The following is a 26,650-nucleotide window of genomic DNA, read 5'->3' on the forward strand; positions in this document are numbered from 1 at the left end:
TAGACTACTGAGCTGATCCAATAAGAACGTCAATTGACGCTCCTTCTGGCGAACCATCATAATTATCTTTAATATCTGTAAAATATTTTAAAGCGTCTGATTTATTTCCCAATGCTAAAGCTGTTTTACCCGCTTTCAATAAAAAACGAGGCGTAGTAAAATCATTTTTATTCATATTAGCTGCTTTCACATAACTATCTAAAGCTTCTTTAGCTTGTTTTTTTTGTGAGTAAGCATCTCCAATTGCTCCTTCTGCCAATGCACCTAAAACGATGTCATCTGATTTGAATTTCTTCAAATAATCAATAGCTTCAGTATATTTTCCAGTATTTAAGTAAGCGATACCGGCATAGTAGTTAGCTAAATTTCCAGCATCAGTACCTGAATATTCATCAGCAATTTTCAAAAATCCAAATTTACCTTCAGAACCGTTCAAAGACAATTTATATAATGAATCGCTAGCTACACCATCAGTTGCTTTTTGGAAATTTTGTTGAGCAAGAAACATTTCGTTAGCGGCATCCTCTTGTTTTGGAGCAGCAATAAAACGTTGATACGCTAAATAACCAATAGTAATAATAGCAGCAGCAGCTACTAATCCAATAATAATCTTTTGGTTTTTAGCAACCCAGTCCTCAGTCATTGAAGCAGTTTCGTCTAATTTAGAAAAAACTTCAGCAGTTGTGCTATCTTTTTCATCAATTACAGTAGCTGTAACTGCGTCATCTTTAACTTCTTTTTCTTTTGGTGCTTTATATCCTCGTTTATTGAACGTTGCCATTTTTTATAATTTAGTGAAGCGCAAAAATAAAATTTTTATTCAAATTCACACAAGAAAAATACTTTAATATTAAAAAAAAACGTTATTGTGTATTCTTTCTCTATAAAGCCATTTTTTTTACCTTAGAAACAAGGGGAAAACCACTTTATATCGATATTTTTCAATAATTTGCACCCTCTTTAAAAAAGCTGTTCAAAAACAGCAGAATTCTCAATACCAGTAAGCTTTTCCCATGTATTTAAAAAACATTTCGCTCTTTAACTATAAAAATTTCTCAGAAGCAAATTTTAATTTTGACAACAAAATAAACTGTTTTGTAGGCAAAAACGGAATTGGAAAGACAAATGTTCTTGACGCAATCTATCATTTGTCGTACGGAAAAAGCTATTTCAACCCCTTAGCTGTTCAGAATATCAAACATGGTGAGGAGTTTTTCGTGATTGATGCTACTTTCGAAAAAAATGACAGAAGTGAACAAATAGTCTGTAGTTTAAAAAAGGGGCAAAAAAAAATATTGAAACGCAATGGGAAATCCTACGAAAAATTCTCAGATCATATTGGTTTTATTCCTTTAGTTATAATTTCCCCAGCCGACAGAGATTTGATTGTAGAAGGAAGCGAAACCAGAAGAAAATTTATGGATAGCGTGATTTCACAATTGGATTCACACTACTTACAGCAACTCATTCAATATCAAAAAGTAATGAGTCAACGCAATGCATTACTAAAGTATTTTGCTTTAAATCATGTTTTTGAAAACGACACTTTATCTATATATAATGAGCAGCTAAATGTTTTTGGGAACTATATTTTCGAAAAAAGGAACGAATTTATCGAAAAGTTCATTCCTATCTTCAACAAACATCATCAAACGATAACGGGTTCGCAGGAAACGGTCCAATTAGTATATGAAAGCCATTTGTTCGACAAAGATTTACTGACACTTTTACAAGAAAACATTAATAAAGATCGCGCGCTGCATTATACAAGCGTGGGAATTCACAAAGATGATTTAGCTTTTCAAATTGATCATCATCCAATAAAGAAATTTGGCTCCCAAGGACAACAAAAAACCTATTTAATTGCTTTAAAATTAGCGCAATTTGAATTTCTAAAAAAGCAAAGTGGCGTGAAACCAATTTTACTATTTGATGATATTTTCGATAAATTAGACGAAAGTCGGGTAGCCAAAATAATAGAAATGGTAAACAGCGACACCTTTGGTCAACTTTTTATTTCAGATACTCATCCTGAACGAACAGAAGCGATTTTAAAATCGACGCATCAAACCTATAAGATATTCAATTTATAACTTTAATTTAGTATTCTATAATATTTGAACACTAAAAAATTAACTAATTTAGCCTTATCAATTTTTAAAGTAAAACACAAAGTGAAATTCAATCCAAAAATACTCGCGATTATATCTTTTATTATTTTATCCTGCAACGGGCAAACATCAAAAGACAGTAAAACGATAGATGTAAAAACTTTTGCCGAAAAAATGGACGCAACTCCAAACGCACAAATTCTTGATGTACGAACTCCTGAAGAATTTTCGGGCTCACATATTGACAATGCCGTAAATGTTGATTGGTTAGGCGACAATTTTGTTGCTAGTGCAGAAAAATTAGATAAAACAAAACCAGTTTTCGTTTATTGTAAAAGTGGCGGCAGAAGTAAAAATGCAGCTAGCAAATTGCAAGAGCTCGGTTTCACAACCATATACGAATTGCAAGGTGGAATCCTAAAATGGGATGCTGAAGGAATGTCAAAACCAAGCGGTAAAACTATTGGTATGACCGTTGAAGAGTACAATAATTTAATAAAGTCAAATAAAAAAGTCCTGATAAACTTTTACGCAGAATGGTGTGCGCCGTGTAAAAAGATGACTCCTTACATCTCAAAAATGCAAAAAGAAGAAAATAGCGATGTTGCTATCATTCGACTAGATGCTGACAAAAACAAAACGCTTATGAATGCTATGAAAATCAGCGAACTCCCTACACTGTTTTTGTATGAGAAAGCCGAAAAAAAATGGCAACACTCTGGTTTTATTAGCGAAGAAGATTTAAGAAAACAAATACAATAGCACAAAATGCTTTCAAAAGAAACATTACAATTTCTGGAAGATTTAAAAGCGAATAACAATCGCGATTGGTTTTTAGAAAACAAAAAACGATACGAGATATTCAAAAAAGACTATCAACAATTGACATCTGACTTATTGGATGCGCTAAAGCCGTTAGATTCTTCGCTGGAAATGCTAGAAGTCAAAAACTGCACTTTTAGAATCAATCGTGATATTCGATTTTCAAAAGATAAAACCCCTTACAAAACACACTTAGGCTTTTGGTTCTCCTCAGGAACTAAAGGCTTAAACCGTTCAGGCTATTACATTCACTTAGAAAAAGAAGCTAGCTTTATTGCAGGGGGATTATATTGTCCGGAAGCGGATGATTTAAAAAAAATGCGAAAAGAAATTGCGTTCTTCCACGAGGATTTAGAAGCTATATTAAACGATAAAAATTTCAAGAAAGAATTCAAGGATTTTGATCGTAACGAAAAAAACACCTTAAAAAATCCACCTAGAGGTTTTGAAAAAGAGCATCCAGCTATTGAATTGTTAAAATTAAAAAGCTTTGAATCTTCTCAAAAGATTGATTTCAATACTGTTACTAAGAAAGATTTTGTTACCGTAATGACTCAAAAATTAATTGTATTAAAACCATTAAATGATTTTATAAATCGAGCTTTAACGACGGAATAACGATAATGAAAAAAAGGAAAATACTTTTTCTTGGAGAATCCTACAGGGCCGATGCTATCACGTGGATGAATGGACTAAAGGAATTTGGCGATTTCGAAATCATTACTTGGGAGTTACAAACCTCAAATAAAGGAATTAAAAACAGAATTTTAAGAATTATAGAATTTCTATTTGCGATAGTTAAAATTAAAGAAATAATTAAATCTAAAAAAAAACCGGATATGATTATTGCAGAACGAACAACCAGTTACGGCTTTCTTGCTGCAATATCAGGAATACAACCCGTAGCAATAGCACAACAAGGCATAACTGATTTATGGCCAGAAAAATCCATCTTAAAATCGTTTAAAAAAAACATTCAACAATATGCTTTCAAAAAAGCAGATTTAATTCACGCTTGGGGATCTGTAATGACAATTTCCATGAAAGAGAATAATGTTGACATGAATAAAGTTTTGGTTTTGCCTAAGGGAATTGATTTGACAAAATTTAAAAACAACAACACAGCACCTTCACAGAAAATTTGCGCCATTGTCACGCGCTCTTTATTGCCTGAATATCGCCATTCAACCATCCTGAAAGCATTTGCTGTTTTACATCAAAAAGGAATAGATTTTTTACTTACCATCATTGGTGATGGAAACCAACTTAACACTTTGAAAGAACTGGCAAAAAAACTAAACATTGATGAGAAAGTAATTTTTACTGGTAGAATACCAAATTCTGATTTACCAAAATTATTACAGCAATCAAATATATACATCAGCATGCCGATAACCGAAGGAGTTTCGGCTTCATTGTTTGAGGCAATGGCTTGCAACTGCTACCCTATTGTAACGGATATTGCGGGAAACCAAAGTTGGATAACACATGGTGAAAATGGACAGCTTATTGCAATTGATGACCATGAAAATCTTGCAGAAGAAATACTATGGTCCTTTGAAAATAATTCCTTTCGTGAGCAAGCCGTTGTTAAAAACAGACATTTTGTAGAAGAAAATGCTAATTACGCCATAAATATGAAAATAATTTCAGACACTTACCATGAATTAATCAATACTAAAAGTACTAATTAAGTATGTGTGGAATTAATGGTATGTTTCATTTACAAGCCCAAAAGAAAGTAGACGAACGCATTTTGACAAAAATGCGGGATTCACTGCAGCATCGTGGTCCTGACGATAAAGGGATATTTATAGATCGCAATATAGGACTTGGCCATAGAAGACTTTCCATTCTAGATGTTTCTGCTGCTGGCCATCAACCTTTTTTTTCAGATAATGGGAGATTTGTCCTGACCTATAATGGCGAAATCTATAACTACAAAGAATTCTATTCAGAATTAACAAGAAATGGATTTAACATTAAAACCAACTCGGACACAGAGGTTTTGATAAAATTATTTGAATTACATGGCTTAAAAATGCTTCACCGGCTCAACGGAATGTTTGCATTTGCCATTTGGGATAAATTAGAAAAAAAATTGACTATTGTCAGAGATCGAATGGGTGTAAAACCATTATATTACACGTTTAATGATGACACCTTTTATTTCGCATCAGAACAAAAAGCACTATTTACTGCCGGCATTCCACTAAAAATTGCGCAACAGGGACTTGAAGAATATATTTTTAATCGATTTGTCGCCGGTAAAAATACACTTTATCAAAATATACATAAAGTGCTGCCAGGACATGCAATGACGATCCATGAAGGAGGAAAGACAACTACAGAAAAATGGTGGAATCTAAAAAGTGAAATAACAAACCAACCTGCTATTAAAAATCCTATCGAATGGTTCAGAGAAACTTTTGACGACTCTGTTAGACTGCGAATGGTTAGCGATGTCCCTGTAGGGGTTTTATTAAGTGGCGGATTGGATTCCTCTTCCATAATGAGTTCGTTATATCACCAGCATTTTACAGGAATACAGAGTTTTAATATGGGTTTTAAAGAAAAGGCGCACAATGAAGCACATTTAGCCAAAATGCTGGCTGAAAAATTAGACTATGATTTTCAAACCATGCAATTAGAAGACAATGATCTCTATAACCAATTAATAAGCGTAACCTATTAGCAGGATGAACCCATAACGCACTTAAGCGAACCGCATATTTTGGCTGTTTCTCAAATGGCAAAACCGGCTGCAAAAGTATTGCTTTCAGGCGAAGGCGCTGATGAATTAATGGGAGGTTATGTTCGCTATAAAGCTTTAAAGCATCCGTCCTTATTAAATGCGATCGCGGTATTTAGCAATTTAGATTTCGTAACTAAACAACACCGCTATGATAAGTTAACTCGTTATGCACAAATCACTAAAAAATCAGATCTAGTTATCTATAACGGCTCCAATATTTACCCCCAGGATATCAGTAAAACATACGGAATCAACACGCTACCAAACAACGAATATAGAAAAGAAATATACAACGAGGCAAAATCTTTATATCCTAACAACTTACGTAGGCAAGCGCTTTATTTTGACCAACATACTTATTTATGTTCTCTTCTTGACAGAAATGATCGCTGTACTATGGGAGCCTCTATCGAGTGTAGAGAACCTTTTTTAGACCCTAGGTTAGTTATAGGATTAGGCTCTCTAGAAGATCGCTGGCTTTTTTCTGGTACGAAATCGAAATACATTTTAAAAACGGCAATGGCAGAACGATTGCCTGATCAAATCTTGAAATTTAAAAAGGTGGGATTGAGTGCTCCTTGGGGAGATTATATCACAAAAAGCCCAGCATTTAAAGAAGAATTAGAATCTTTTATAAAAAGTGATATTTTTCAAATACCCTACTTGGAGCACATCGATATAAAGAAACTTGTGAAAAATTTAAAAAATGGAGATAATCGAATGACAGTGTACATTATGCCCTTATTTTCTCTGCATATATGGATGAAAACATATACAACTAAATTTTAATTCTTACTTTTGAATTTAGGATTCAAAAAAGCCAAATATTTCATGGAAATACAACATCATTTTTCTTTAAAAAATTACAATACATTTGGCATTGAAGCCAAAGCAAAACAATTTATAGCAGTTCATTCCACCGAGGAATTAAAAGACATTTTAGAGCAAAAGAAAGCAGATAAAAAATTTATTTTAGGTGGTGGTAGTAACATGCTTTTGACTAAAGATATTGATGCACTTGTTATCCATATTGATTTGAAAGGCAAAAATATCATCAAAGAAAATGACGATTTTGTATGGGTAGAAAGTCAAGCTGGCGAAAACTGGCATGAATTTGTACTTTGGACAATTGATCAGGATTTTGGTGGATTGGAAAACATGTCTCTTATCCCTGGAAATGTAGGAACCACACCAGTGCAAAATATTGGCGCGTATGGAACAGAAATAAAAGACACGTTTGTTTCCTGTCAGGCAATTACAATAGAAAATCAGGAGATAAAAAGCTTCTTGAAAGAAGAATGTAATTTTGGATATCGAGAAAGTATTTTCAAAAATGATGCGAAAGACCAATACATTATAACGTCGGTAGTTTTTAAATTGACTAAGAAAAACCATAAGATCAATACTTCTTATGGAGATATAGCAGCGGAACTAGCTAGAAACAATAGAACTGAACCAACACTAAAAGATGTCAGTAACGCTGTAATTAGTATTCGTAGAAGTAAATTACCAGATCCAAAAGAACTGGGAAATAGCGGTAGTTTCTTTAAGAACCCAATTTTATTAAAATCAGATTTCGAGAAAATATATCAACAATTTCCAGAAATGAAATATTACGAAATTTCAGAAACTGAAGTTAAAGTTCCTGCAGGTTGGCTAATTGAACAAGCCGGTTTTAAAGGAAAACGCTTTGGCGACGCTGGAATTCATAAAAATCAAGCTTTAGTTTTAGTAAATTACGGCAATGCAACTGGAGCGGAAATCTTGAATGTTTCAAAAGATATTCAAGAAACTGTTTTCAAGAAATTCGGTATTCATATTGAAGCTGAAGTAAATGTAATTTAAAAAAAATTATCAATACTAAAATTCCAAATTCCAATGTACACACCTGATATTTACAAAAACGAAAATCAAGAAGAAATTGAAAAATTTCTGCAAGAAAATAGTTTTGGTATTCTAATAAATCAAACTAATGGGAAATTGTGGGCTACTCATATTCCCTTAGAGCTGGCAATCAATAGAGAAGGAAAAGCTATTTTAGAAGGTCATATTTCTAAAGAAAATTTGCAATGGAATGGTTTTTTAGAAAGTAACGAAGTTTTAGCTGTATTTTCGGGACCACATTCCTACATATCTTCATCCTGGTATGACCATGAAAATGTGCCTACCTGGAATTATATCGCCGTTCATGTTTATGGAAAACTAAAAATAATTGAAGGTCAAGCTGTGATTGAATCTTTGAAAAAATTAGTTAATAAATACGAACAAAAATATGAGAACCCAACTCGCATAGAAGATTTATCAGAAAAAACAATGCTGCAAGCACGTGGAATTGTGGCTTTTGAAATTGAAATTGACGAAATCCAGGCTACGAGAAAAATGTCCCAAAATCGAGATTCTAAAAATTATCAAAATATCATTTCAGAATTAGAAAAAAATAATACTGCTGACTCTCTTGCAACTGCAAATGAGATGAAAAAATGCCCTATGTAAATTCTTCGAAATTCATAAATTTATAATTTACAATTCATAATTGTATTTCATACCTTTGCACTTTCTTAAAAACTGGGAATTAAATCACACAAAACTCTGATGCTTATTATTATTCTTTACTTTTTTATATTTATTGTTGCGGTTCAAATTTTATATTATTTAGGTATTTTTGGCACTTTTGCTTTCGCCAAAGCACAAAAGGTATCGCCGAAAAAAATACCAATTTCTGTAATCGTTTGTGCTAAAAACGAAGAGGAAAACGTGGCTAATTTTATTCCTTTACTCGCGGAACAAAACTATCCTGATTTTGAAATTGTCTTAATTGACGATGCTTCAAGTGACAATACTTTAGCCCTTTTTGAAAGTTTTGAAAAACAATATCCTAATATTCGTTTAGTTAAAGTACAGAATAATGAAGCTTTTTGGGGCAATAAGAAATATGCCTTAACTTTAGGAATTAAAGCAGCTAAAAAAGAATATTTATTATTCACTGACGCAGATTGTTATCCCACTTCACAAGACTGGATAACAGCCATGAGTTCACAGTTTACCATGCAAAAAACAATCGTTTTGGGTTATGGTAAATATGAAAAAATTGCCCATTCTTTTTTAAATAAAATAATTCGATTTGAAACATTGCTAACTGCAATTCAATATTTCTCTTGGGCAAAGTCAGGCCATCCTTATATGGGTGTGGGAAGAAATTTAGCGTACAAAAAAGAGGAGTTCTTCAATGTAAATGGATTCATTGAACATATGCAAATTCGTTCTGGCGATGATGATCTATTTGTAAACCAAGCAGCAACTGCTAAAAATACAACAATTGCATTTACTCCTGAAAGCATCACATTATCTAAACCAAAAACGACTTATAAGGAATGGATTATTCAAAAAAGAAGGCATGTAGCGACTGCTAATTATTATAAATCTTTTGATAAATTACAATTAGGACTTTTCTATTTTTCGCAATTATCATTTATAATACTACCAATCATTTTATTAGCATTCGAATTTCAATGGATATTAGTACTAAGTTTAATAGGATTACGTTATCTTATTACCTGGCTTGTAGTAGGGTTTTCGGCGGGTAAATTAAAAGAAAAAGATGTTGTTTATTGGTATCCTATAATTGAATTAGTACTCATATTTACCCAAATTAATATCTTCATAACAAATATATTCTCAAAACCAGTACATTGGAAATAAAAAAACAAATAGAAAAAGCAAAACAAGGCGACCAAGTTGCTTTCACTTTTCTATTAAACCACTATTGGAACGAAGTTTATGGCTTTATGCTGAAGCGTACCGAAAATGAAACCAATGCCGAGGATATCACGATTGAGACTTTTTCTAAAGCCTTTGATAAAATAGCAACCTACAATTCAGATTTCCAGTTTAACACATGGCTTATTGCTATTGCTAAAAACGTATATATCGATTTGTTACGAAAAAGAAAATCAAGCCTTTTTGTTGAAATTACTGACGAACAAGACCAGCAAGCTTATAATATTGCCGATACTACTCCTTCAGCAGAAGATGAATTGATTACAGAGCAGAATCTTTCACGCTTATTACAATTTATCAAAGAATTAAAACCACATTATCAAGAAGTGATTCAGCTGCGTTATTTTCAGGAAATGACGTATCAAGAAATCGCTAATAAAATAGATGAGCCGCTCAGTAATGTAAAGGTTAAACTACTTCGTGCCAAGAAATTATTGGCAGAAATCATTCAGAACAGAAGATAATAATATTGTTTTGAAAAAATTTTGGTAAAAATCTCAAAATTATATACTAAAATTCTTATTTTAAACGTTGTTAAATTAAAACAACAAAATGCTTATGAATTAAATGCTACTTAACCATTAAATCCATAAACCATGTCAAAATTAAGTATTTACGAAACCAGCTGGCTAAACCTTGTTTTTGAGAACAAAAACAAAAAATATGGTGCGTATCAATTACGTCAAGAAAGTACAAAAACATCATTGCTAGCGCTATTTTTAGGAATAATAGTGCTTTGCGTGGCGGCAAATATCCCCAGAATCATAACTTATTTTTACCCTACCAATGTGGAATCTGAAATTGTATCAGACTATACTACCACTATTGTTCAACTCAGTACAATCAATCAACAGAAAGTTGAGCAGAAAAAAGAACTTCCTGCAATAAAAACTAAATCTGTAGAGAAACCGATTAAAAGCAATCAATTTGTAAATCCTACAATCGTAAAGGCTGAATTTGCCGCTCAAGAGATTACCAAAAGTATCGAGATTATAGCTGTACCTTCTACAAATGATAGTAGTGGAATTGTGGGTATCAATCCCGCTTCTGGTGCAGGAGAAGGACCCGTAAATACAAATAGTACAGTAGTAGGAAATGAAATTATTAATAGTGTGGCACTTGATAAGCTTCCAGAATTTCCGGGCGGAATTAATAAATTCTACTCTTACGTAGGCAACAATTTTGAAAAACCTGAAATTGAAAATACAGCAAGCATGAAGATTTACGTATCTTTTGTAATTGAGAAAGACGGAAGCATGACGAACATTTAAGTAAAAAGAGATCCTGGTTTTGGATTAGGCAAAGAAGCTATTAGAGTATTAAAATCCTTAAAAACTAAATGGACACCTGGAATGATAAACGGTCAAGCAGTTCGAACAGCCTATAACCTTCCAATCACAGTGCAAATGGAATAAATAAATATAATTTGGAAAAAGCAGTGTCGAAAGATGCTGCTTTTTGCGTTTAACTAATTTATGAATCATCTTTATAACTATTAAAAGTTCAAGAGTAGCCCTGATTGCGCCGATATCCTCGCAGCGTAGTGGAGAGATAAAGGCAAAAGCAGGACAATTGCCACTGATGAAAATGGGATTTCTGCTCCTAATCCGCATACTTATTCTTTTCACACGAATTACACGAATTGCAATAATTTAATTTTAAAAAACTAATTTCATTAATCATGAAAAATTTCATTTTCTTAAATTACATAAGTCAATGTTTTTCTATCAATTCATCTGCCAAATTTGCTTTAAATAAACGCATAAACGAATCCACTAATAAAGTACAATCGTTATCTTTGCACTTTGAAAATTAATATATGGAAACTGTTTTAGAAAATACTTTACCGGTTGGAAAACCAAAATGGTTGAAGGTGAAACTCCCAATAGGCCAAAAATATACAGAGCTACGTAGTTTAGTTGATAAATATAGTCTAAATACAATATGCACCTCAGGTAGTTGCCCAAATATGGGTGAGTGTTGGGGTGAAGGAACAGCGACGTTTATGATTCTAGGAAACATTTGTACGCGTTCTTGTGGTTTTTGTGGTGTAAAAACTGGAAGACCTGAAACGGTGGACTGGGATGAACCTGAAAAAGTAGCGCGTTCTATAAAACTGATGAACATCAAACATGCTGTTATTACAAGCGTAGATAGAGATGATTTGAAAGATGGAGGTTCTATTATTTGGATAGAAACGGTGAAAGCCATTCGAAGAATGAATCCAACAACGACATTAGAAACACTAATCCCAGACTTTCAAGGAATTGAAAGAAACATAGATAGAATCGTAGAAGCTAATCCAGAAGTGGTTTCGCATAATGTGGAAACAGTTCGCAGACTAACTCGTGAAGTGAGGATTCAAGCAAAATACGACCGTAGTCTTGAGGTTTTGAGATACTTAAAAGAAAAAGGAATCAACAGAACAAAATCAGGAATTATGCTAGGTCTTGGTGAGCAGGAAGATGAAGTATATCAAACAATGCGCGATTTACGTGCAGCAAATGTAGATGTAGTAACTATTGGTCAATACCTGCAACCAAGTAAAAAACACTTGCCTGTAAAAGAATTCATCACGCCTGAACAATTTGCAAAATACGAAGCATTTGGTCTAGAACTTGGCTTCCGTCATGTAGAAAGTGGTCCATTAGTTCGCTCTTCGTATAAAGCTCAAAAACATATATTGTAAAAGTTGTTTGTAATTTAAAGTTTCAGGTTAATCATATAGCCTAAAACTTAAAGCTCTAATTTGAAACACAAAACATTGAAAATAAGAATTGCCATTAATGGATTTGGAAGAATTGGTCGGAATTTATTTCGCCTACTATTAAACCATCCTACTATCGAAGTTATTGCCATAAATGATATCGCTGACACAAAAACAATGGCGCATTTGATAAAATACGACAGTATTCATGGAGTTTTACCTTTTGACGTAAGTAAGGATGATTCTGGTATTGTAGTAGACGGAAAACACTTTTTATTTTTCCATGAAAAGAATATTTCGAATCTAGATTGGAAAATTATCAATATTGATTATGTAGTTGAATCAACAGGAAAGTACAAAACTTTTGAAGATTTAAATGCTCATATTTTGGCTGGAGCAAAAAAAGTAATTCTTTCCGCACCTTCGGAAGTTGATACTATAAAAACAGTAGTTTTAGGCGTAAACGATTCTATTCTTGATGGTACAGAAACTATAATATCAAATGCTAGCTGTACAACTAACAATGCTGCGCCAATGATTCAAGTAATCAATGAGCTTTGCGGTATTGAACAAGCATACATCACCACAATTCACTCCTATACAACAGATCAAAGCCTACACGATCAACCGCATAAGGATTTACGTAGAGCACGTGGCGCAAGTCAATCCATAGTCCCCACTACAACAGGTGCCGCTAAAGCATTAACCAAAATATTCCCTGATTTTGAAGGTAAAATTGGTGGTTGCGGCATTAGAGTTCCTGTACCTGATGGCTCGTTGACTGACATTACATTCAATGTAAAACGAGCAGTGTCAATAGAAGAAATAAATAATGCCTTTAAAATTGCAGCCCAAACCTCACTAAAAGGCATTTTAGATTATACTGAAGATCCTATTGTATCAGTTGATGTAATTGGCAATAGAAATTCATGTATATTTGATGCTCAACTTACTTCAGTTATTGATAAGATGGTAAAAGTAGTTGGTTGGTATGATAATGAAATTGGATATTCTTCCAGAATTATTGATTTAATTATTTTGACTGACGATAAAAACAAACTAGATAAAATGTAGTAACAAATGAAATTCTTTTTCGTTTACTTGCTTTTTTTAAATACGTTACTGTATTCTCAAAATCGTGAGAAAACAGATAGCACCGCGTATTATATTAGTTTAAATTACCCTGCTGTTCATGATAACAACTACAAAGAAGCTTTGTTGCTTATACAAAAAGCAATACTGATTGCTGAAACCAACGATAATACTAAAGAACAAGCTTCGCAAAATTATAATCTAGGAAAACTTTACTATGATTTAAAAAAATATGATGATGCTATTGAATCATTACTAACAAGCACCGCATTATATGATCGAATAAAGCCTAGTTCGAAAGCGGTTGCCGCCAATTATACATTAGGCCTATGCTACATGTCCAAGGATAATTATGACAAAGCCACTTCCTATTTTGACAAAGCCGAATCCATCCACACGCAATTAAATTTAAATGATAGTGCTCAGTTATTTAACCTACAAAGAGGTTTAATTTATAAGGCAAAAAACAACATAGAATTAGCTTTACCTTTTTTTGAAACGATTATAGCACTACCTAATAATGCAGCTATATCAGATACAAAAGCGGAAGCTTTATATCAAACAGGATGTATAGAAACGCAGAAGAACAGAAGTAATTTAGCTTTAAACTATCTGAATAAAGCACTTGATATAAACGAAAAATCAGAAAATCTTGAACAAAGGTCTGAGATATTGCTTGCACTGAGTAATGTTTATGAAAAAATGTTAGATAAAAAAACGGCTTATTCCTATCTTAAACAACATCTCAATATTAAAGAGCGTATTTCCATTAGAAATAATAAAAGATTAGGAATTGATGATTACACCAAATTTAAAGAAACCCAAAGGTTAAAGGAAACGATTATAACCAATAACAAAATTAAAGAGCAAGAGAAAACCAATAAATTTTCAAAACTTATCAGCATTCTTGCTATAGCATTAATTTCTATTTTATCGTTGTTAAGTCTTTCTTTGTACAAAAACAATATTATTAGAAATCAAACTAATTTATTGTTACAAGAAAAAAATAAAGAATTAGAAATTGCTAAAAATAAAGCCGAAAAAGCATCTCAAGCAAGATCGGAATTCCTTTCGACCGTAAGCCATGAGTTACGGACTCCGCTGAATGCCATCAACGGAATAGCCCACTTATTGCTGGAAGAAAACCCTAAAAAGCGGCAATTAGATTATTTATCCTCACTGAAATTTTCAGGTGATTATTTGACAAAGTTCATCAACGAAATACTAGAAATAAATAAAATTGAATCCCATAACACGGAGATAGAACAAACTATTTTCAATCTCAAAAAACTTTTAATTGACATTCAAAATTCATTAAAAGAACTTGCATTAGCAAACAACAATAATTTCATACTAGAAGTAGATCCAACTATTCCAGATTATTTGATTGGTGATCCAACTAAATTATCTCAAATAATACTGAACTTAATTAACAATGCACTAAAATTCACTGAAGATGGTGAGATTAAGGTGACAGTTAACCTTAACACACTAGAAGACAATGAAGCAACATTGTATTTTGAAATAAGTGATACTGGAATAGGAATACCTGAGGATAAGTTGTCTAGTGTTTTTGACAGTTTCTCTCAAGGCTCAACAGAAGTTAATAGAAAATACGGCGGAACAGGTTTAGGTTTGACAATTGTCAAAAAATTAATTAAAATGCTCGGGGGCAAAATAAAACTGAAAAGCATTGTTGATGAAGGATCTTCATTTTCTTTCAACTTAGCATTTAAAATCAGTGATCGACCTTTAGAAATTAATACATCTCCAAAAATTGATTATGATTCTAAATTGGTAAACAAAAAAATATTGTTAGTAGAAGACAATAAAATCAACCAAATGATCACAAAAAAGATGCTTCATAATAAGAAGATCATATGTGAAATCATTGATAATGGTGAGGATGCAATTGAATCAGTTCGCAAAAACAAGTATGACTTAATACTAATGGATGTCCATTTACCCGGAATCAACGGAACAACTGCTACAGAATCAATTAGATGTTTTGATAAAACCACACCAATAATTGCACTAACTGCAATATCTCTTCATGAAAATCGCGAAATGCTTTTATCCTTTGGAATGAACGAAGTAATCACCAAGCCATTCATTCCAGAGGATTTTTATAGCACAATAGCACAGCACGTTTAATATTAGTAATTTAAAATCAACTCTCTAATAAGACTTCTAACTTTTGGCTCTGCACCTTTAGCAGCTTCTAAAACTTCGTCGTGCGAAATAGTTCCAATACTTTCTTCATTACCCATATCAGTTATCACAGAAATCCCAAAGGTTTCTAGATCCATGTGTCGCGCCACAATCACTTCAGGAACAGTAGACATTCCTACGCAATCAGCACCTAGTATTTTTACCATTTTGTACTCAGCTAAAGTTTCAAAAGTAGGGCCTTGTAATCCTAAATAAATACCTTTGTGAACTTCAATACTTAAATTTTCAGCTAACGCGGTAACTTTAGCAATCATTTTTCTGGAATAAGGCTCGCTCATATTTACAAAACGAGGACCAAAACGCTCATCATTTTTACCACGCAAAGGATGCTCTGGTGTCATATTAATATGATCTGTAATCATAACAATTGATCCTACTTTATAATTTGGATTAACACCACCCGAAGCATTAGACACAATTAATTTATCTACACCTAAAAACTTCATTACACGCACTGGAAAAGTAACTTCGGTCATGGAATATCCTTCATAAAAATGAAAACGCCCTTGCATAGCCACTACTTTCTTTACGCCAATTGTTCCAAAAACTAATGCGCCTTTATGGCCTTGCACGGTCGATACAGGAAAGTTAGGAATTTCGTGGTAAGGCAATGTATATTCTACCTTTATTTCTTCTGTAAAACTCCCTAATCCAGAGCCTAAAATCACGCCGTATTCTGGTGTGAAATTAATTTTATTATTAATGTAATTAACTGTTTGTTGAACCTGTTCCCACATAATTTAAAATGGTTTTATTAAAATTTTCACTTCCCGAGAGAAAAGCACTTTTTATAGGCAGATAAAAAAGTTGTTCGCTTGGCAAACAACCTTTCAACCGTACAAAATCTTTTTCTGTAGTAATAATTTCGTTATTTTTAGCTAATTTTTTTATTTCCAAAATGTCTTTATCATTAAAATTATGATGGTCAGGAAAAGTCAAACAAACATCCTTTTGGTTTTGTAAAAAATCAAAAAACGGCTTTGGCTTTGCAATTCCAGCCACTAGAATCTTTGGATTTTTTTTAACTTGACTTACATTTATGTTTTGGTTTTCACCAAAAACAAAATCATCATATTCTATAAAAGTAAAGTATAATTCTTGGTTGGCGGTTAGTTTTAACTTTTTTCTTATGTCATTCTGCTGTTCTTGAGAAAGCACATTAGGACATTTTGTAACAATTACCATATTTGCTCTTTTAGCCCCTGTCCTACTTTCTCTTAAATTTCCAGTTGGCAATATAAAATCATCAGAAAACAATTCGCCATAAGAAGTTAGCAAAATATAAAAGCCAGCTTTTACTTTTCGATGTTGAAAAGCATCATCAAGCAAAATAACATCTGGCTTATCCTTTTGTGTAAGCAATTGTTCAATTCCATTTTTTCGATTGGCATCAACTGCAACCTGAATATTTTTGAATTTTTCAAAAAACTGAAAAGGTTCATCCCCAAGAATTTTCGCTGTAGCATTGGCTTGAGCCAAAATAAAACCTTTAGATTCTCTTTTATAGCCTCTGCTTAACGTAGCCACTTTGTATTTATCAGAAAGTAAACGAATCAGATATTCAATTTGAGGAGTTTTTCCTGTACCGCCAACACTTAGGTTTCCAACTACAATTACAGGTAAATCAAAAGAGTAGGACTTCAAAATACCTTTATCAAAAAGAAAATTCCGAATACTAGTAATTAGGCCATATAAAATTGCAAAAGGAAACAGTAATTTTCGCAGTAAATTCATTTTACGAAAGTAGAATAAATTATCTTTGATTTAAAATTTTGTCTCTTTTGTTTACTGTTTAAAGTTCCTAACATTAAGCTTTAGACTTTAAAATGAAAAAAATGAAAATCAAAGAAATAATTTCGGTCCTTCAAGAAATGGCTCCACTTGCGTATGCTGAAGATTTTGACAATGTTGGCTTATTAGTGGGAGACCAAGATGCGGAACTAACAGGCGTATTAGTTTGTCATGATGCTTTAGAAAATATAATTGATGAAGCTATTGTAAAAAATTGTAATCTAGTGGTTTGCTTTCATCCAATATTATTTTCTGGCTTAAAAAAAATTACCGGTAAAAATTATGTAGAACGAGCAGTAGTTAAGGCCATAAAAAACGACATCGCTATTTATGCCGTTCACACTGCATTAGATAATCATCAAAATGGGGTAAATAAAATTTTCTGTGATGCACTTGGTTTAATAAATACCAAAGTCTTGATCCCAAAGCAAAATTTTATCAGGAAATTAGTAACTTACACCATACCTGAAAATGCGGAGAAAGTGAGAAATGCACTTTTTGAAGCTGGAGCAGGAAATATAGGAAATTATGAAGATTGCAGTTTCAATTCTAAAGGGATAGGAACTTTCATGGGAAATGAAAATAGCAATCCTCAATTAGGCCAGCGATTTGAGTTTGTTCAAACTGACGAAATAAAAATCGAAGTTACTTTCGAAAAATATTTAGAAAATAAAATTCTAAAAGCTTTGTTTCAAAGTCATGTTTATGAAGAAGTAGCTTATGAAATTTATGAATTGCAAAACCAGCACCAAAATATTGGTTTAGGAATGATTGGAGAATTGGCACAACCAATGCAAGAAAAAGATTTTCTACTATTTGTGAAAGCGAAAATGCAAGCTGACGGGATTCGCCATTCCAACTTTTTAGGTAAAGAAGTAAAAAAAATAGCAGTACTTGGTGGAGCTGGGAGTTTTGCGATAAAAAATGCAATTCAGGCTGGAGCCGATGCTTATTTAACCGCTGATTTGAAGTATCATGAGTTCTACCAAGCCGAAAATGAACTTTTATTGGCAGATATTGGACATTTTGAAAGCGAACGCTATACAAAAAATTATATTGTTGAGTATCTTCGAAAAAAAATCCTTAATTTTGCCGTTATTTTATCAGAAGAAAATTCAAATCCAGTTAAGTACTTATAGAATATGACGAATACGAAAGAATTAAGCGTTGAGGACAAGTTAAGAGCGATTTATGATTTACAACTTATTGACTCTAGAATTGACGAAATCAGAAACGTAAGAGGAGAACTTCCTTTAGAAGTAGAAGATTTAGAAGATGAAGTGGCTGGTTTAACCACACGTGCAGAAAAACTGAAAGGCGAACTTGAAGTTGCTGAAGATAATATCAAGGTAAAAAAGAACGCAATTGAGGAGCACAAAGAGTCTATAAAAAAATATACTAAGCAACAAGAAACTGTTCGTAACAACAGAGAATTTAATTCGTTGACTAAAGAAATTGAATTTCAAGAACTAGAAATTCAATTGTCTGAAAAGCAAATTAAAGAAATGAAAGCTTCTATCGAACATAAGAAAGAAATTATTTCAAATTCGAAAGAAAGATTAGAACAAAAATCAAATCACTTAAAGCACAAGAAATCAGAGTTAGATGCTATCATGGCTGAAACTGCTAAAGAAGAGGCTTTCTTGTCTGAGAAATCAGCAGAATACCAGGCTTTAATTGAAGAGCGTTTATTAAAAGCATATACTAGAATCAGAACTAGCGTTAGAAATGGCTTAGCTGTTGTGTCTATTGAAAGAGGTGCATCTGCAGGATCATTTTTTACTATTCCACCACAAACACAAGTTGAAATTGCTTCTAGAAAGAAAATCATCACTGATGAGCACTCTGGTAGAATTTTAGTTGACAGTGTTTTAGCTGAAGAAGAAAAAGAAAAAATGGATCAATTATTTGCTAAATTTTAAATCAATTTAAGTCCCGATACACATCGGGACTTTTTTTTTATATTATATTTGGTCTGCTTTGCAGGCTTTTTTTGTTACGCCAGCTTGATAATTTTATTTCATGAAGAAGAATTTCTATTTCCTATTAACTAAATCAATTGGTACCTATATCAATCTAATGAGCTATGTATTCCCGTCTAGAGCTATTCAGATAGCACATGGATATTTTAGCCAACCCAGAAAAGGAAAAATAAATAGCACTAAACTTCCTAAAACACTACAAGAAGCTACTTTAGAAACTATAGTTGAGAATGAAAATATAGTCCAAACTTATATATGGAAAGGCAATGAGACTATTATATTGCTTATTCACGGATGGGAAAGCAATTCTTCACGCTGGAAAAAATTGTTGCCTCATCTTATCCAATCAGGAAGTACCATCATTGCTATTGATGGACCAGGACAGGGATTGTCAAATGGAAAAGAATTTACTGTCCCAAAATATGCCGAGTTTATAGACATCGTTGCAAAAAAGTACAATCCTCAATATATGATTGGTCATTCTATGGGTGGTAAAACGGGTTTGTATTATCAATATAAGTACAAAAACCCCACTATTCAAAAAATGGTCATTTTAGGCGCACCAAGCGATTTTGTTATTATTTTAAAGAACTTCACTTCACTACTGAGTTTAAATAAAAAGATGATACAAGCTTTACAGCACAAATACACGCAAGTATTAGATAAAAATTTAGATGAATTTGCATCCAAAGAATTTGTTTCAAATATGGAAACCAAAGGATTTTTGGCGCATGATATAGATGATACTATTGTTTTATTTACAGAAGGAAAAAAAATAGCGGAAGCGTGGAAAGATGTTCAATTTGAAGAAACGAAAGGACTTGGACACAAGTTGCACGATGAGGAATTATATAAAAAAGTAAGTGCTTTTTTGTTTGAATCGGACATCTAAAAATAGTTTACAACTGTCTGGAATATTCAAATAACCGCATAAACGATTAAGAAATTTGCTTACTTTTGCAGTATGGAAGAAAATCTAAAACGCCTTAACAAATTCATTGGAGAAACTGGTTATTGCTCTCGTCGCGAGGCTGATAAAATCATTGAAGAAGGTCGCGTGACTATTAATGGAATCGTCCCTGAACTAGGAACAAAAGTTTCCCCTAATGACGAAGTGCGGATTGACGGAAAATTGATCCGTGAGAAAAACGAGAAACTAGTTTATCTAGCATTCAACAAACCAGTAGGAATAGAATGTACCACCAATTTAGAAGTTCGAAATAACATTGTAGATTACATCAACTATCCGAAACGTATTTTCCCAATTGGACGATTAGATAAAGCCAGTGAGGGATTAATTTTCATGACTAATGATGGTGACATCGTTAATAAAATATTACGTGCCAGAAACAATCACGAAAAAGAATATACGGTAACAGTAAACAAATTAATCACTGATCGTTTTATCGAAAAAATGGGAAATGGAGTTCCTATTTTGGATACTATTACTAAAAAATGTAAGGTAGAAAAAATCAGCTCTACCACTTTTAAAATTATTTTAACGCAAGGTTTAAACCGCCAAATTCGTAGAATGACTGAATATTTAGGGTATGAAGTGACTGCCTTAAAACGCATCCGAATTATCAATATCTCACTAGATATTCCTGTAGGTCGCTATCGCGATCTTACTGATGCTGAAATGATAGAAATGAATCAACTTATCGAACCTTCTGTAAAAACAGAGGAAGGCAGTTTATTGAATGAAGATAAGCCAAAAAGAAGGACAGAATTTATAAAAAGAGATGATCCTAGATTTAAAAAAAGAGGAGATTATTAGTAAAAAAAAAGCGTTTCAAAAATCTGAAACGCTTTTTTTTAGACTCAAAACCAACGTTTTCTTTTAAATAAAAATACTCCAAAAGCTGATAAAATCATAGATATGGCGATCACAATCCAGATTCCGTAGCGATTATTTTCTAAATCATTAGGTACATTCATTCCGTATAAACTGGCAATCAATGTTGGAATCATCAATATAATTGAAATTGAAGTCATCTGCTTCATAATCGTATTCATATTATTTGAAATCACAGAGGCGTAAGCATCCATTGTCCCCGTCAAGATGTCACTATAAATATTAGTTGTTTCTTGTGCTTGACGCAATTCAATTTCAACATCTTCTAATAAATCCAAATCGAAGTGTTCCCTTTGATATTTTATATTCTTGATTCTGTGTAATAAAATATCATTGCCTTTTAAGGAAGTCATAAAAAATACCAGACACTTTTCGATTTGCAATAATGCTTGTAATTCTTCATTTTTTATGGATTTCTCCAAATTATCTTCGGCTAACTTTATTTTTTGGTTGACTTGCTTTAAGTATTTCAAGAACCAAACACTGGAAGAAAGCAGCAATTTCAATACTAAATCAAAATTATCTTTTATATCAATATTCTTGCGTTTGCTGTAGGTTACAAAATCCGAAAGCATTTCAGTTTTATGAAAACTGATGGTAATACAAACTTCACCTTTAAAAACAATACCAACAGGAATGGTATGAAAAGGCAGTTTTATATCATTACTCTTTACAGGAATTCGCATGATAATCAAAGTCCAGCCATTTTCAATTTCTATCCGTGGTCTTTCGTCTATATCTTCAATATCACTAAAAAAAGCTTCAGGAATTTGTAATTCTTCTAATAAGTATTTTTTTTCTGCTTCGGTAGGGCATTCTATATTGATCCAGCAGTTTGGAATCCAATCCTCAATGGCAATTAATCCGTTATTGTTTTTGTAAAAAGCTCTCATATCAAAATTCTATAGGTTTATTTATAGCCTCTTGATGGTATATCAAGTGCTACTTTAGTTCAACATTTCCGAATAATAATCGTCCATTTTAAAAATTATTTTTTTTAAGCGGTGCAAAAGTATTGTTTAAATTTTGTTTAATAGTCACTTAATATTTTTTTAAGCCTTTTTTAAGACCAAAAGAGCCTTAAACTTTCGTTTAAGGCTCTTTATCACAACTTATAATTTATTTTATTTTCTGCTTCTAATTTTTCGAGCGAGAAGTGTGTTTTTCAACAACATGGCAATAGTCATAGGTCCTACTCCACCAGGAACTGGCGTAATAAAACTTGATTTCTTACTAACCTCTTCAAAATCAACATCACCTGTGATTCTATATCCTTTTGGATGAGAAGCGTCCTCTACTCTAGTTATTCCAACATCTATTACGACTACACCATCCTTAACCATATCAGCTTTTAAATAATTAGGAACTCCAAGTGCGGTAATGATAATATCAGCAGTTTTGGTATATTCTTCAATATTTTTGGTTCTACTATGAGTCAATGTAACAGTTGAATCTCCAGGATACCCTTTGCGACTCATTAAAATACTCATAGGCCGACCTACAATATGACTGCGTCCAATAATAACAGTGTGCTTACCTGCAGTTTCTACTTTATAACGTTCTAACAGTTCCATAATTCCAAATGGAGTTGCAGGCAGGAATGTATCCATTTCTAAAGCCATTTTTCCAAAATTTGCAGGATGAAAACCATCTACATCTTTATCAGGATCAATAGCCATAAGGATTTTTTGTTCATCGATATGTTTAGGCAAAGGCAACTGAACGATATACCCATCTAAATTATCATCCGCATTCAACTCTTTAATTTTATCTAACAATTCAGACTCAGTAATAGTTTCTGGTAAAGCAACTAAAGTTGAGTTAAAGCCAATTTGCTCACATGAGCGCACTTTGCTTCCAACATAGGTTAAACTCGCACCATTACTACCAACTATAACAGCTGCTAAATGAGGTAATTTCTCCCCATTATCTTTCATTTTTTGTACCTCTACAGCGATTTCTCTTTTAATATCTTCTGCTGTTTTTTTTCCGTCTAGTAGTTGCATTTTTATTTATTTTAAAGTTTAAAAGCTTTCGCTTCAAAGCTCCGTGTAGAACTAAAAAATAAAGCTTTATAACTGAATAGTTTTTGTAGCTGTATTTTAAAAAAAGTAAGGTCTAAAGTTTCAATACGTATGAAACTTTAAACCTTAAATAAATATTATCTCATTCCAGGCATTCCTCCAGGCATTCCACCTTTCATACCGCCCATCATTTTCATGAGGTTTTTTCCGCCTGGTCCTTGCATCATTTTCATCATCTTACTCATTTGATCAAACTGTTTCATCAATTGATTGACTTGTTCGATTTTAGTTCCAGAACCTTTAGCAATTCTCGCTTTTCTTTTCACATCGATCAAAGCAGGTTTGCTTCTTTCAATAGGAGTCATAGAGTGGATAATTGCCTCAATATGTTTGAATGCGTCGTCTTCGATCTCTACATCTTTCATGGCTTTTGAAGCACCAGGTATCATTCCAACCAAATCCTTCATATTACCCATTTTCTTCACTTGCTGAATTTGAGAAAGGAAATCATCAAAACCAAATTCGTTTTTTGCAATTTTCTTTTGGATTTTTCTAGCTTCGTCTTCGTCAAATTGCTCTTGAGCTCTTTCAACCAAAGACACAACATCACCCATCCCCAAAATCCTTTCGGCCATACGAATTGGATAGAAAACATCAAGAGCTTCCATCTTCTCTCCAGTACCTACAAATTTAATCGGTTTGTTTACTACCGTTTTAATCGAAAGAGCAGCTCCTCCACGAGTATCACCATCTAATTTAGTTAAGATAACACCATCAAAATTTAATCTATCGTTGAATGTTTTTGCAGTGTTTACAGCATCCTGACCTGTCATTGCATCAACAACAAATAAAGTTTCTTGCGGTTGAATGGCTTTATGAACGCGTTCAATTTCGTTCATCATTTCCTCATCGACTGCTAAACGACCTGCAGTATCTACGATCACTACGTTGAAACCGTTTGCTTTAGCATGTTTGATTGCATTTTGAGCAATTTCAACAGGATTTTTATTTTCTGGCTCTGAATAAACCTCAACCCCTATCGAATCTCCAACAACATACAATTGTTGAATTGCTGCCGGACGATAAATATCACAAGCAACTAGTAATGGTTTTTTATTTTTTTTGTTCAGTAAATAATTAGCAAGTTTCCCAGAGAAAGTAGTTTTTCCCGATCCTTGTAAACCTGACATTAAGATAACAGTTGGATTTCCAGAAAGATTAATTCCAGCAACATCACCACCCATTAATTCAGTCAGTTCATCTTTCACTAACTTCACCAACAATTGTCCTGGCTGAAGCGTTGTTAACACGTCTTGTCCTATTGCTTTTTCTTTAACTCTTGTGGTAAAATCTTTAGCAATTTTAAAGTTAACATCGGCATCAAGCAAGGCTCTACGAACTTCTTTCAGCGTTTCAGCTACATTTACTTCGGTGATTTTTCCGTGACCTTTAAGTATATGAAAGGCTTTGTCTAGTTTATCGCTTAAATTATCGAACATGGTTTGTTTTTTTATTGAAATGCAAAGATAAACTAATTAGATAATTAGGCAATTAGATAATTAGAATATTGACATCTCATTTTGAGGTTTATTTTAACAAAAAAACGACCTCATTTAGAAGTCGTTTTTTTGTTATCTTATTTTACATTCTATCCGGAACATTTATACCTAACAATTTGAACGCTGATGAAATTACATCTGCCACTTTTTTAGATAATTGGACTCTGAATATTTTCTTTTCTAAATCTTCTTCTCCTAAAATAGGAACCGCTTGATAGAACGAATTGTACTCGCGTACTAAATCATAAGTGTAATTAGCAAGCAAAGCCGGACTGTGATGTTGTGCCGCATTTTGGATCACTTCAGGAAACAACTCTAATTGCTTTACTAATTCTTTTTCTTTTTCATGCATCACATTTATGCTCGATTTCACATTGTAATCAAAATTAGCTTTACGAATAATCGATTGAATTCTGGCATACGTATATTGAATAAACGGACCTGTATTTCCAGCAAAATCAACAGATTCTTCTGGATTAAACAAGATACGTTTTTTAGGATCTACTTTCAAAATGTAATATTTCAAAGCTCCAAGACCTATTGTATTGTATAATTTTGCTTTTTCTTCAACAGAATAAGTGTCCAACTTCCCTAAATCTTCCGCAATTTTCTGAGCAGTATCAGTCATTTCTTGCATCAAATCATCGGCATCTACTACTGTTCCTTCACGACTTTTCATTTTACCAGAAGGCAAATCTACCATTCCGTATGACAAATGAAATAAGTTTTTAGACCAATCAAAACCTAATTTTTTTAAGATTAAGAACAACACTTTAAAGTGATAATCTTGCTCATTCCCTACGGTATAAACCATTCCGCCAACATCAGGAAAATCTTTCACACGCTGAATAGCAGTTCCAATATCTTGTGTCATATAAACAGCAGTTCCGTCAGAACGCAATACAATTTTGCGATCTAAACCTTCTTCGGTCAAATCAATCCAAACTGAACCGTCAGGATCTTTCTCAAAAACACCTTTATCTAAACCAATCTGAACGACATCTTTTCCTAGTAAATAGGTATTACTTTCATAATAATACGTATCAAAATCTACTCCTAGATTTTTGTAGCTAATAGCAAAACCATCATAAACCCATTGATTCATCATTTTCCAAAGCTCGATCACTTGTTCATCTCCAGCTTCCCATTTCAAAAGCATTTCTTGCGCTTCAAGAATGATTGGCGCTTGTTTTTTAGCTTCATCTTCGGTTTTACCCGCACTCATTAATTGGGCAATTTCTTCTTTATACGCTTTATCAAAAGCAACATAGTAATTCCCAACTAATTTATCTCCTTTCAAACCGGTCGATTCAGGAGTTTGTCCTTTTCCGAATTTCTGCCAAGCCAACATCGATTTGCAAATATGAATCCCTCTATCGTTAATGACTTGAGTTTTATATACTTTTTTACCAGATGCTTTTATAATTTCAGCGACTGAATATCCAAGAAGATTATTACGAACGTGACCTAAATGTAGTGGTTTATTAGTATTTGGCGAAGAATATTCAACCATTACTGCTTTATCTTCTGGATTTGGAGTTACAAAACCAAAGGATTCAATGTCTTTTATTTCATGAAAGAAATTCAAATAATATTCATCAGAAATGACAATATTCAAAAATCCAGAAACTACATTAAAGCGACTAACCTCAGCAAGATTTTCGACTAAGTACGCCCCAATTTTATTCCCTAACTCTACTGGATTACTTTTTACCACTTTTAACAACGGAAAAATAACCATGGTAATATCTCCTTCAAATTCCTTCCGAGTAGTTTGAAATTCAACTTTGTCAATAACAACGTCAAATAAAGCGTTCACGGCTTTTTCAATAGCGGGCGTAAGAATCTGTGGTAATGTCATTTTTTGTACTGTTTTAAGGGCGCAAAGATAGTTATTCTGCGGGAATTTTAGAATTGACAAATAAGATAATTTCTCACTAATA

At 32.9% G+C, this 26,650-nt stretch carries 23 protein-coding genes and 1 pseudogene; 17 read left to right on the forward strand and 7 right to left on the reverse strand.

Annotated features, from left to right (window positions below):
- Positions 1–4: 4 nt before the first annotated feature.
- Positions 5–781: a tetratricopeptide repeat protein gene (locus LNP27_RS14790; RefSeq protein ID WP_229942416.1), complete on the reverse strand. Its 777-nt coding sequence runs from the start codon at positions 779–781 to the stop codon at positions 5–7.
- 232 nt (positions 782–1,013) lie between these two features.
- On the opposite strand from LNP27_RS14790, the gene recF reads away from it, so the two are divergent.
- From recF to LNP27_RS14855, 13 genes and pseudogenes are all read left to right on the forward strand, one after another.
- Positions 1,014–2,093 carry a DNA replication/repair protein RecF gene (recF, locus tag LNP27_RS14795; protein WP_229942417.1) on the forward strand — a complete coding sequence of 360 codons (1,080 nt, stop codon included), beginning with the start codon at positions 1,014–1,016 and terminating at the stop codon, positions 2,091–2,093.
- Positions 2,094–2,117: 24 nt separating this feature from the next.
- A complete protein-coding gene (locus LNP27_RS14800) occupies positions 2,118–2,873 on the forward strand; it encodes a thioredoxin domain-containing protein (protein ID WP_229942418.1) in 756 nt (251 codons plus the stop codon).
- A gap of 6 nt (positions 2,874–2,879) precedes the next feature.
- Positions 2,880–3,551, forward strand: a complete 672-nt coding sequence (locus LNP27_RS14805) for a DUF2461 domain-containing protein (protein ID WP_229942419.1) — start codon at positions 2,880–2,882, stop codon at positions 3,549–3,551.
- Positions 3,552–3,556: 5 nt separating this feature from the next.
- Complete coding sequence (locus LNP27_RS14810) at positions 3,557–4,627, forward strand: glycosyltransferase (RefSeq protein WP_229942420.1); 1,071 nt, start codon at positions 3,557–3,559, stop codon at positions 4,625–4,627.
- 20 nt (positions 4,628–4,647) lie between these two features.
- Positions 4,648–6,477 (forward strand): annotated as a pseudogene (gene asnB / locus LNP27_RS14815) (asparagine synthase (glutamine-hydrolyzing)).
- Positions 6,478–6,519: 42 nt separating this feature from the next.
- Positions 6,520–7,533 (forward strand): UDP-N-acetylmuramate dehydrogenase, encoded by a 1,014-nt coding sequence (gene murB / locus LNP27_RS14820; RefSeq protein ID WP_229942421.1) that lies wholly within the window; start codon positions 6,520–6,522, stop codon positions 7,531–7,533.
- A 33-nt stretch (positions 7,534–7,566) separates the two neighbouring features.
- On the forward strand, positions 7,567–8,181 hold the full coding sequence (locus tag LNP27_RS14825) for an FMN-binding negative transcriptional regulator (protein WP_229942422.1): 615 nt from the start codon (positions 7,567–7,569) through the stop codon (positions 8,179–8,181).
- A gap of 99 nt (positions 8,182–8,280) precedes the next feature.
- Positions 8,281–9,387 carry a glycosyltransferase gene (locus tag LNP27_RS14830; RefSeq protein ID WP_229942423.1) on the forward strand — a complete coding sequence of 369 codons (1,107 nt, stop codon included), beginning with the start codon at positions 8,281–8,283 and terminating at the stop codon, positions 9,385–9,387.
- Entirely contained in the window at positions 9,378–9,929 is a 552-nt protein-coding gene (locus LNP27_RS14835; RefSeq protein ID WP_229942424.1) for an RNA polymerase sigma factor, read from the forward strand. Before LNP27_RS14830 ends, LNP27_RS14835 begins: the two co-directional genes overlap by 10 nt.
- Positions 9,930–10,061: 132 nt before the next feature.
- Complete coding sequence (locus LNP27_RS14840; protein WP_229942425.1) at positions 10,062–10,736, forward strand: ferric siderophore ABC transporter substrate-binding protein; 675 nt, start codon at positions 10,062–10,064, stop codon at positions 10,734–10,736.
- A gap of 548 nt (positions 10,737–11,284) precedes the next feature.
- On the forward strand, positions 11,285–12,154 hold the full coding sequence (lipA, locus tag LNP27_RS14845; RefSeq protein ID WP_229942426.1) for a lipoyl synthase: 870 nt from the start codon (positions 11,285–11,287) through the stop codon (positions 12,152–12,154).
- 75 nt (positions 12,155–12,229) lie between these two features.
- Positions 12,230–13,246: a type I glyceraldehyde-3-phosphate dehydrogenase gene (gene gap / locus LNP27_RS14850; protein ID WP_229944080.1), complete on the forward strand. Its 1,017-nt coding sequence runs from the start codon at positions 12,230–12,232 to the stop codon at positions 13,244–13,246.
- A gap of 6 nt (positions 13,247–13,252) precedes the next feature.
- The gene (locus tag LNP27_RS14855; RefSeq protein ID WP_229942427.1) at positions 13,253–15,418 is read left to right on the forward strand and encodes a tetratricopeptide repeat-containing hybrid sensor histidine kinase/response regulator; all 2,166 of its coding nucleotides are present in this window, start codon (positions 13,253–13,255) and stop codon (positions 15,416–15,418) included.
- A 2-nt stretch (positions 15,419–15,420) separates the two neighbouring features.
- Here the strand turns inward: LNP27_RS14855 and LNP27_RS14860 are convergent, their stop codons facing one another.
- On the reverse strand, positions 15,421–16,233 hold the full coding sequence (locus LNP27_RS14860) for a purine-nucleoside phosphorylase (RefSeq protein ID WP_229942428.1): 813 nt from the start codon (positions 16,231–16,233) through the stop codon (positions 15,421–15,423).
- Entirely contained in the window at positions 16,205–17,230 is a 1,026-nt protein-coding gene (gene lpxK / locus LNP27_RS14865) for a tetraacyldisaccharide 4'-kinase (protein ID WP_229942429.1), read from the reverse strand. Before lpxK ends, LNP27_RS14860 begins: the two co-directional genes overlap by 29 nt.
- 101 nt (positions 17,231–17,331) lie before the next feature.
- On the opposite strand from lpxK, the gene LNP27_RS14870 reads away from it, so the two are divergent.
- The 4 genes from LNP27_RS14870 to rluF all read left to right on the forward strand — a co-directional run bounded on the left by LNP27_RS14870 (position 17,332) and on the right by rluF (position 21,046).
- Positions 17,332–18,426 carry a Nif3-like dinuclear metal center hexameric protein gene (locus LNP27_RS14870; RefSeq protein WP_229942430.1) on the forward strand — a complete coding sequence of 365 codons (1,095 nt, stop codon included), beginning with the start codon at positions 17,332–17,334 and terminating at the stop codon, positions 18,424–18,426.
- 3 nt (positions 18,427–18,429) lie between these two features.
- Positions 18,430–19,209 carry a zinc ribbon domain-containing protein gene (locus LNP27_RS14875; RefSeq protein WP_229942431.1) on the forward strand — a complete coding sequence of 260 codons (780 nt, stop codon included), beginning with the start codon at positions 18,430–18,432 and terminating at the stop codon, positions 19,207–19,209.
- 100 nt (positions 19,210–19,309) lie between these two features.
- Complete coding sequence (locus LNP27_RS14880) at positions 19,310–20,161, forward strand: alpha/beta hydrolase (RefSeq protein ID WP_229942432.1); 852 nt, start codon at positions 19,310–19,312, stop codon at positions 20,159–20,161.
- 72 nt (positions 20,162–20,233) lie between these two features.
- A complete protein-coding gene (gene rluF / locus LNP27_RS14885; RefSeq protein WP_229942433.1) occupies positions 20,234–21,046 on the forward strand; it encodes a 23S rRNA pseudouridine(2604) synthase RluF in 813 nt (270 codons plus the stop codon).
- Positions 21,047–21,090: 44 nt separating this feature from the next.
- On the opposite strand, the gene LNP27_RS14890 is transcribed toward rluF, so the two are convergent.
- The 4 genes from LNP27_RS14890 to argS form a co-directional block, all read right to left on the reverse strand.
- Positions 21,091–22,017 carry a magnesium transporter CorA family protein gene (locus tag LNP27_RS14890; RefSeq protein WP_229942434.1) on the reverse strand — a complete coding sequence of 309 codons (927 nt, stop codon included), beginning with the start codon at positions 22,015–22,017 and terminating at the stop codon, positions 21,091–21,093.
- 231 nt (positions 22,018–22,248) lie between these two features.
- A complete protein-coding gene (locus LNP27_RS14895; protein ID WP_229942435.1) occupies positions 22,249–23,130 on the reverse strand; it encodes a bifunctional 5,10-methylenetetrahydrofolate dehydrogenase/5,10-methenyltetrahydrofolate cyclohydrolase in 882 nt (293 codons plus the stop codon).
- A gap of 155 nt (positions 23,131–23,285) precedes the next feature.
- Positions 23,286–24,647: a signal recognition particle protein gene (gene ffh, locus LNP27_RS14900; protein WP_229942436.1), complete on the reverse strand. Its 1,362-nt coding sequence runs from the start codon at positions 24,645–24,647 to the stop codon at positions 23,286–23,288.
- Between the two features lie 142 nt (positions 24,648–24,789).
- Positions 24,790–26,568: an arginine--tRNA ligase gene (gene argS / locus LNP27_RS14905; RefSeq protein WP_229942437.1), complete on the reverse strand. Its 1,779-nt coding sequence runs from the start codon at positions 26,566–26,568 to the stop codon at positions 24,790–24,792.
- Positions 26,569–26,650: the final 82 nt, after the last annotated feature.

This window comes from Flavobacterium galactosidilyticum (assembly GCF_020911945.1).
Taxonomy (GTDB): domain Bacteria; phylum Bacteroidota; class Bacteroidia; order Flavobacteriales; family Flavobacteriaceae; genus Flavobacterium; species Flavobacterium galactosidilyticum.

Excerpts from the sequence above, each read along its gene's own strand:
- LNP27_RS14830 (WP_229942423.1), top strand. The coding sequence starts at position 8,281 with ATGCTTATTATTATTCTTTACTTTTTTATATTTATTGTTGCGGTTCAA.
- LNP27_RS14870 (WP_229942430.1), top strand. The coding sequence starts at position 17,332 with ATGAAAATCAAAGAAATAATTTCGGTCCTTCAAGAAATGGCTCCACTT.
- lipA (WP_229942426.1), top strand. The coding sequence starts at position 11,285 with ATGGAAACTGTTTTAGAAAATACTTTACCGGTTGGAAAACCAAAATGG.
- murB (WP_229942421.1), top strand. The coding sequence starts at position 6,520 with ATGGAAATACAACATCATTTTTCTTTAAAAAATTACAATACATTTGGC.
- LNP27_RS14895 (WP_229942435.1), bottom strand. The coding sequence starts at position 23,130 with ATGCAACTACTAGACGGAAAAAAAACAGCAGAAGATATTAAAAGAGAA.
- LNP27_RS14860 (WP_229942428.1), bottom strand. The coding sequence starts at position 16,233 with ATGTGGGAACAGGTTCAACAAACAGTTAATTACATTAATAATAAAATT.
- LNP27_RS14810 (WP_229942420.1), top strand. The coding sequence starts at position 3,557 with ATGAAAAAAAGGAAAATACTTTTTCTTGGAGAATCCTACAGGGCCGAT.
- LNP27_RS14875 (WP_229942431.1), top strand. The coding sequence starts at position 18,430 with ATGACGAATACGAAAGAATTAAGCGTTGAGGACAAGTTAAGAGCGATT.
- ffh (WP_229942436.1), bottom strand. The coding sequence starts at position 24,647 with ATGTTCGATAATTTAAGCGATAAACTAGACAAAGCCTTTCATATACTT.
- lpxK (WP_229942429.1), bottom strand. The coding sequence starts at position 17,230 with ATGAATTTACTGCGAAAATTACTGTTTCCTTTTGCAATTTTATATGGC.
- LNP27_RS14805 (WP_229942419.1), top strand. The coding sequence starts at position 2,880 with ATGCTTTCAAAAGAAACATTACAATTTCTGGAAGATTTAAAAGCGAAT.
- recF (WP_229942417.1), top strand. The coding sequence starts at position 1,014 with ATGTATTTAAAAAACATTTCGCTCTTTAACTATAAAAATTTCTCAGAA.
- rluF (WP_229942433.1), top strand. The coding sequence starts at position 20,234 with ATGGAAGAAAATCTAAAACGCCTTAACAAATTCATTGGAGAAACTGGT.
- LNP27_RS14880 (WP_229942432.1), top strand. The coding sequence starts at position 19,310 with ATGAAGAAGAATTTCTATTTCCTATTAACTAAATCAATTGGTACCTAT.
- LNP27_RS14790 (WP_229942416.1), bottom strand. The coding sequence starts at position 781 with ATGGCAACGTTCAATAAACGAGGATATAAAGCACCAAAAGAAAAAGAA.
- LNP27_RS14840 (WP_229942425.1), top strand. The coding sequence starts at position 10,062 with ATGTCAAAATTAAGTATTTACGAAACCAGCTGGCTAAACCTTGTTTTT.
- LNP27_RS14890 (WP_229942434.1), bottom strand. The coding sequence starts at position 22,017 with ATGAGAGCTTTTTACAAAAACAATAACGGATTAATTGCCATTGAGGAT.
- argS (WP_229942437.1), bottom strand. The coding sequence starts at position 26,568 with ATGACATTACCACAGATTCTTACGCCCGCTATTGAAAAAGCCGTGAAC.
- LNP27_RS14855 (WP_229942427.1), top strand. The coding sequence starts at position 13,253 with ATGAAATTCTTTTTCGTTTACTTGCTTTTTTTAAATACGTTACTGTAT.
- LNP27_RS14825 (WP_229942422.1), top strand. The coding sequence starts at position 7,567 with ATGTACACACCTGATATTTACAAAAACGAAAATCAAGAAGAAATTGAA.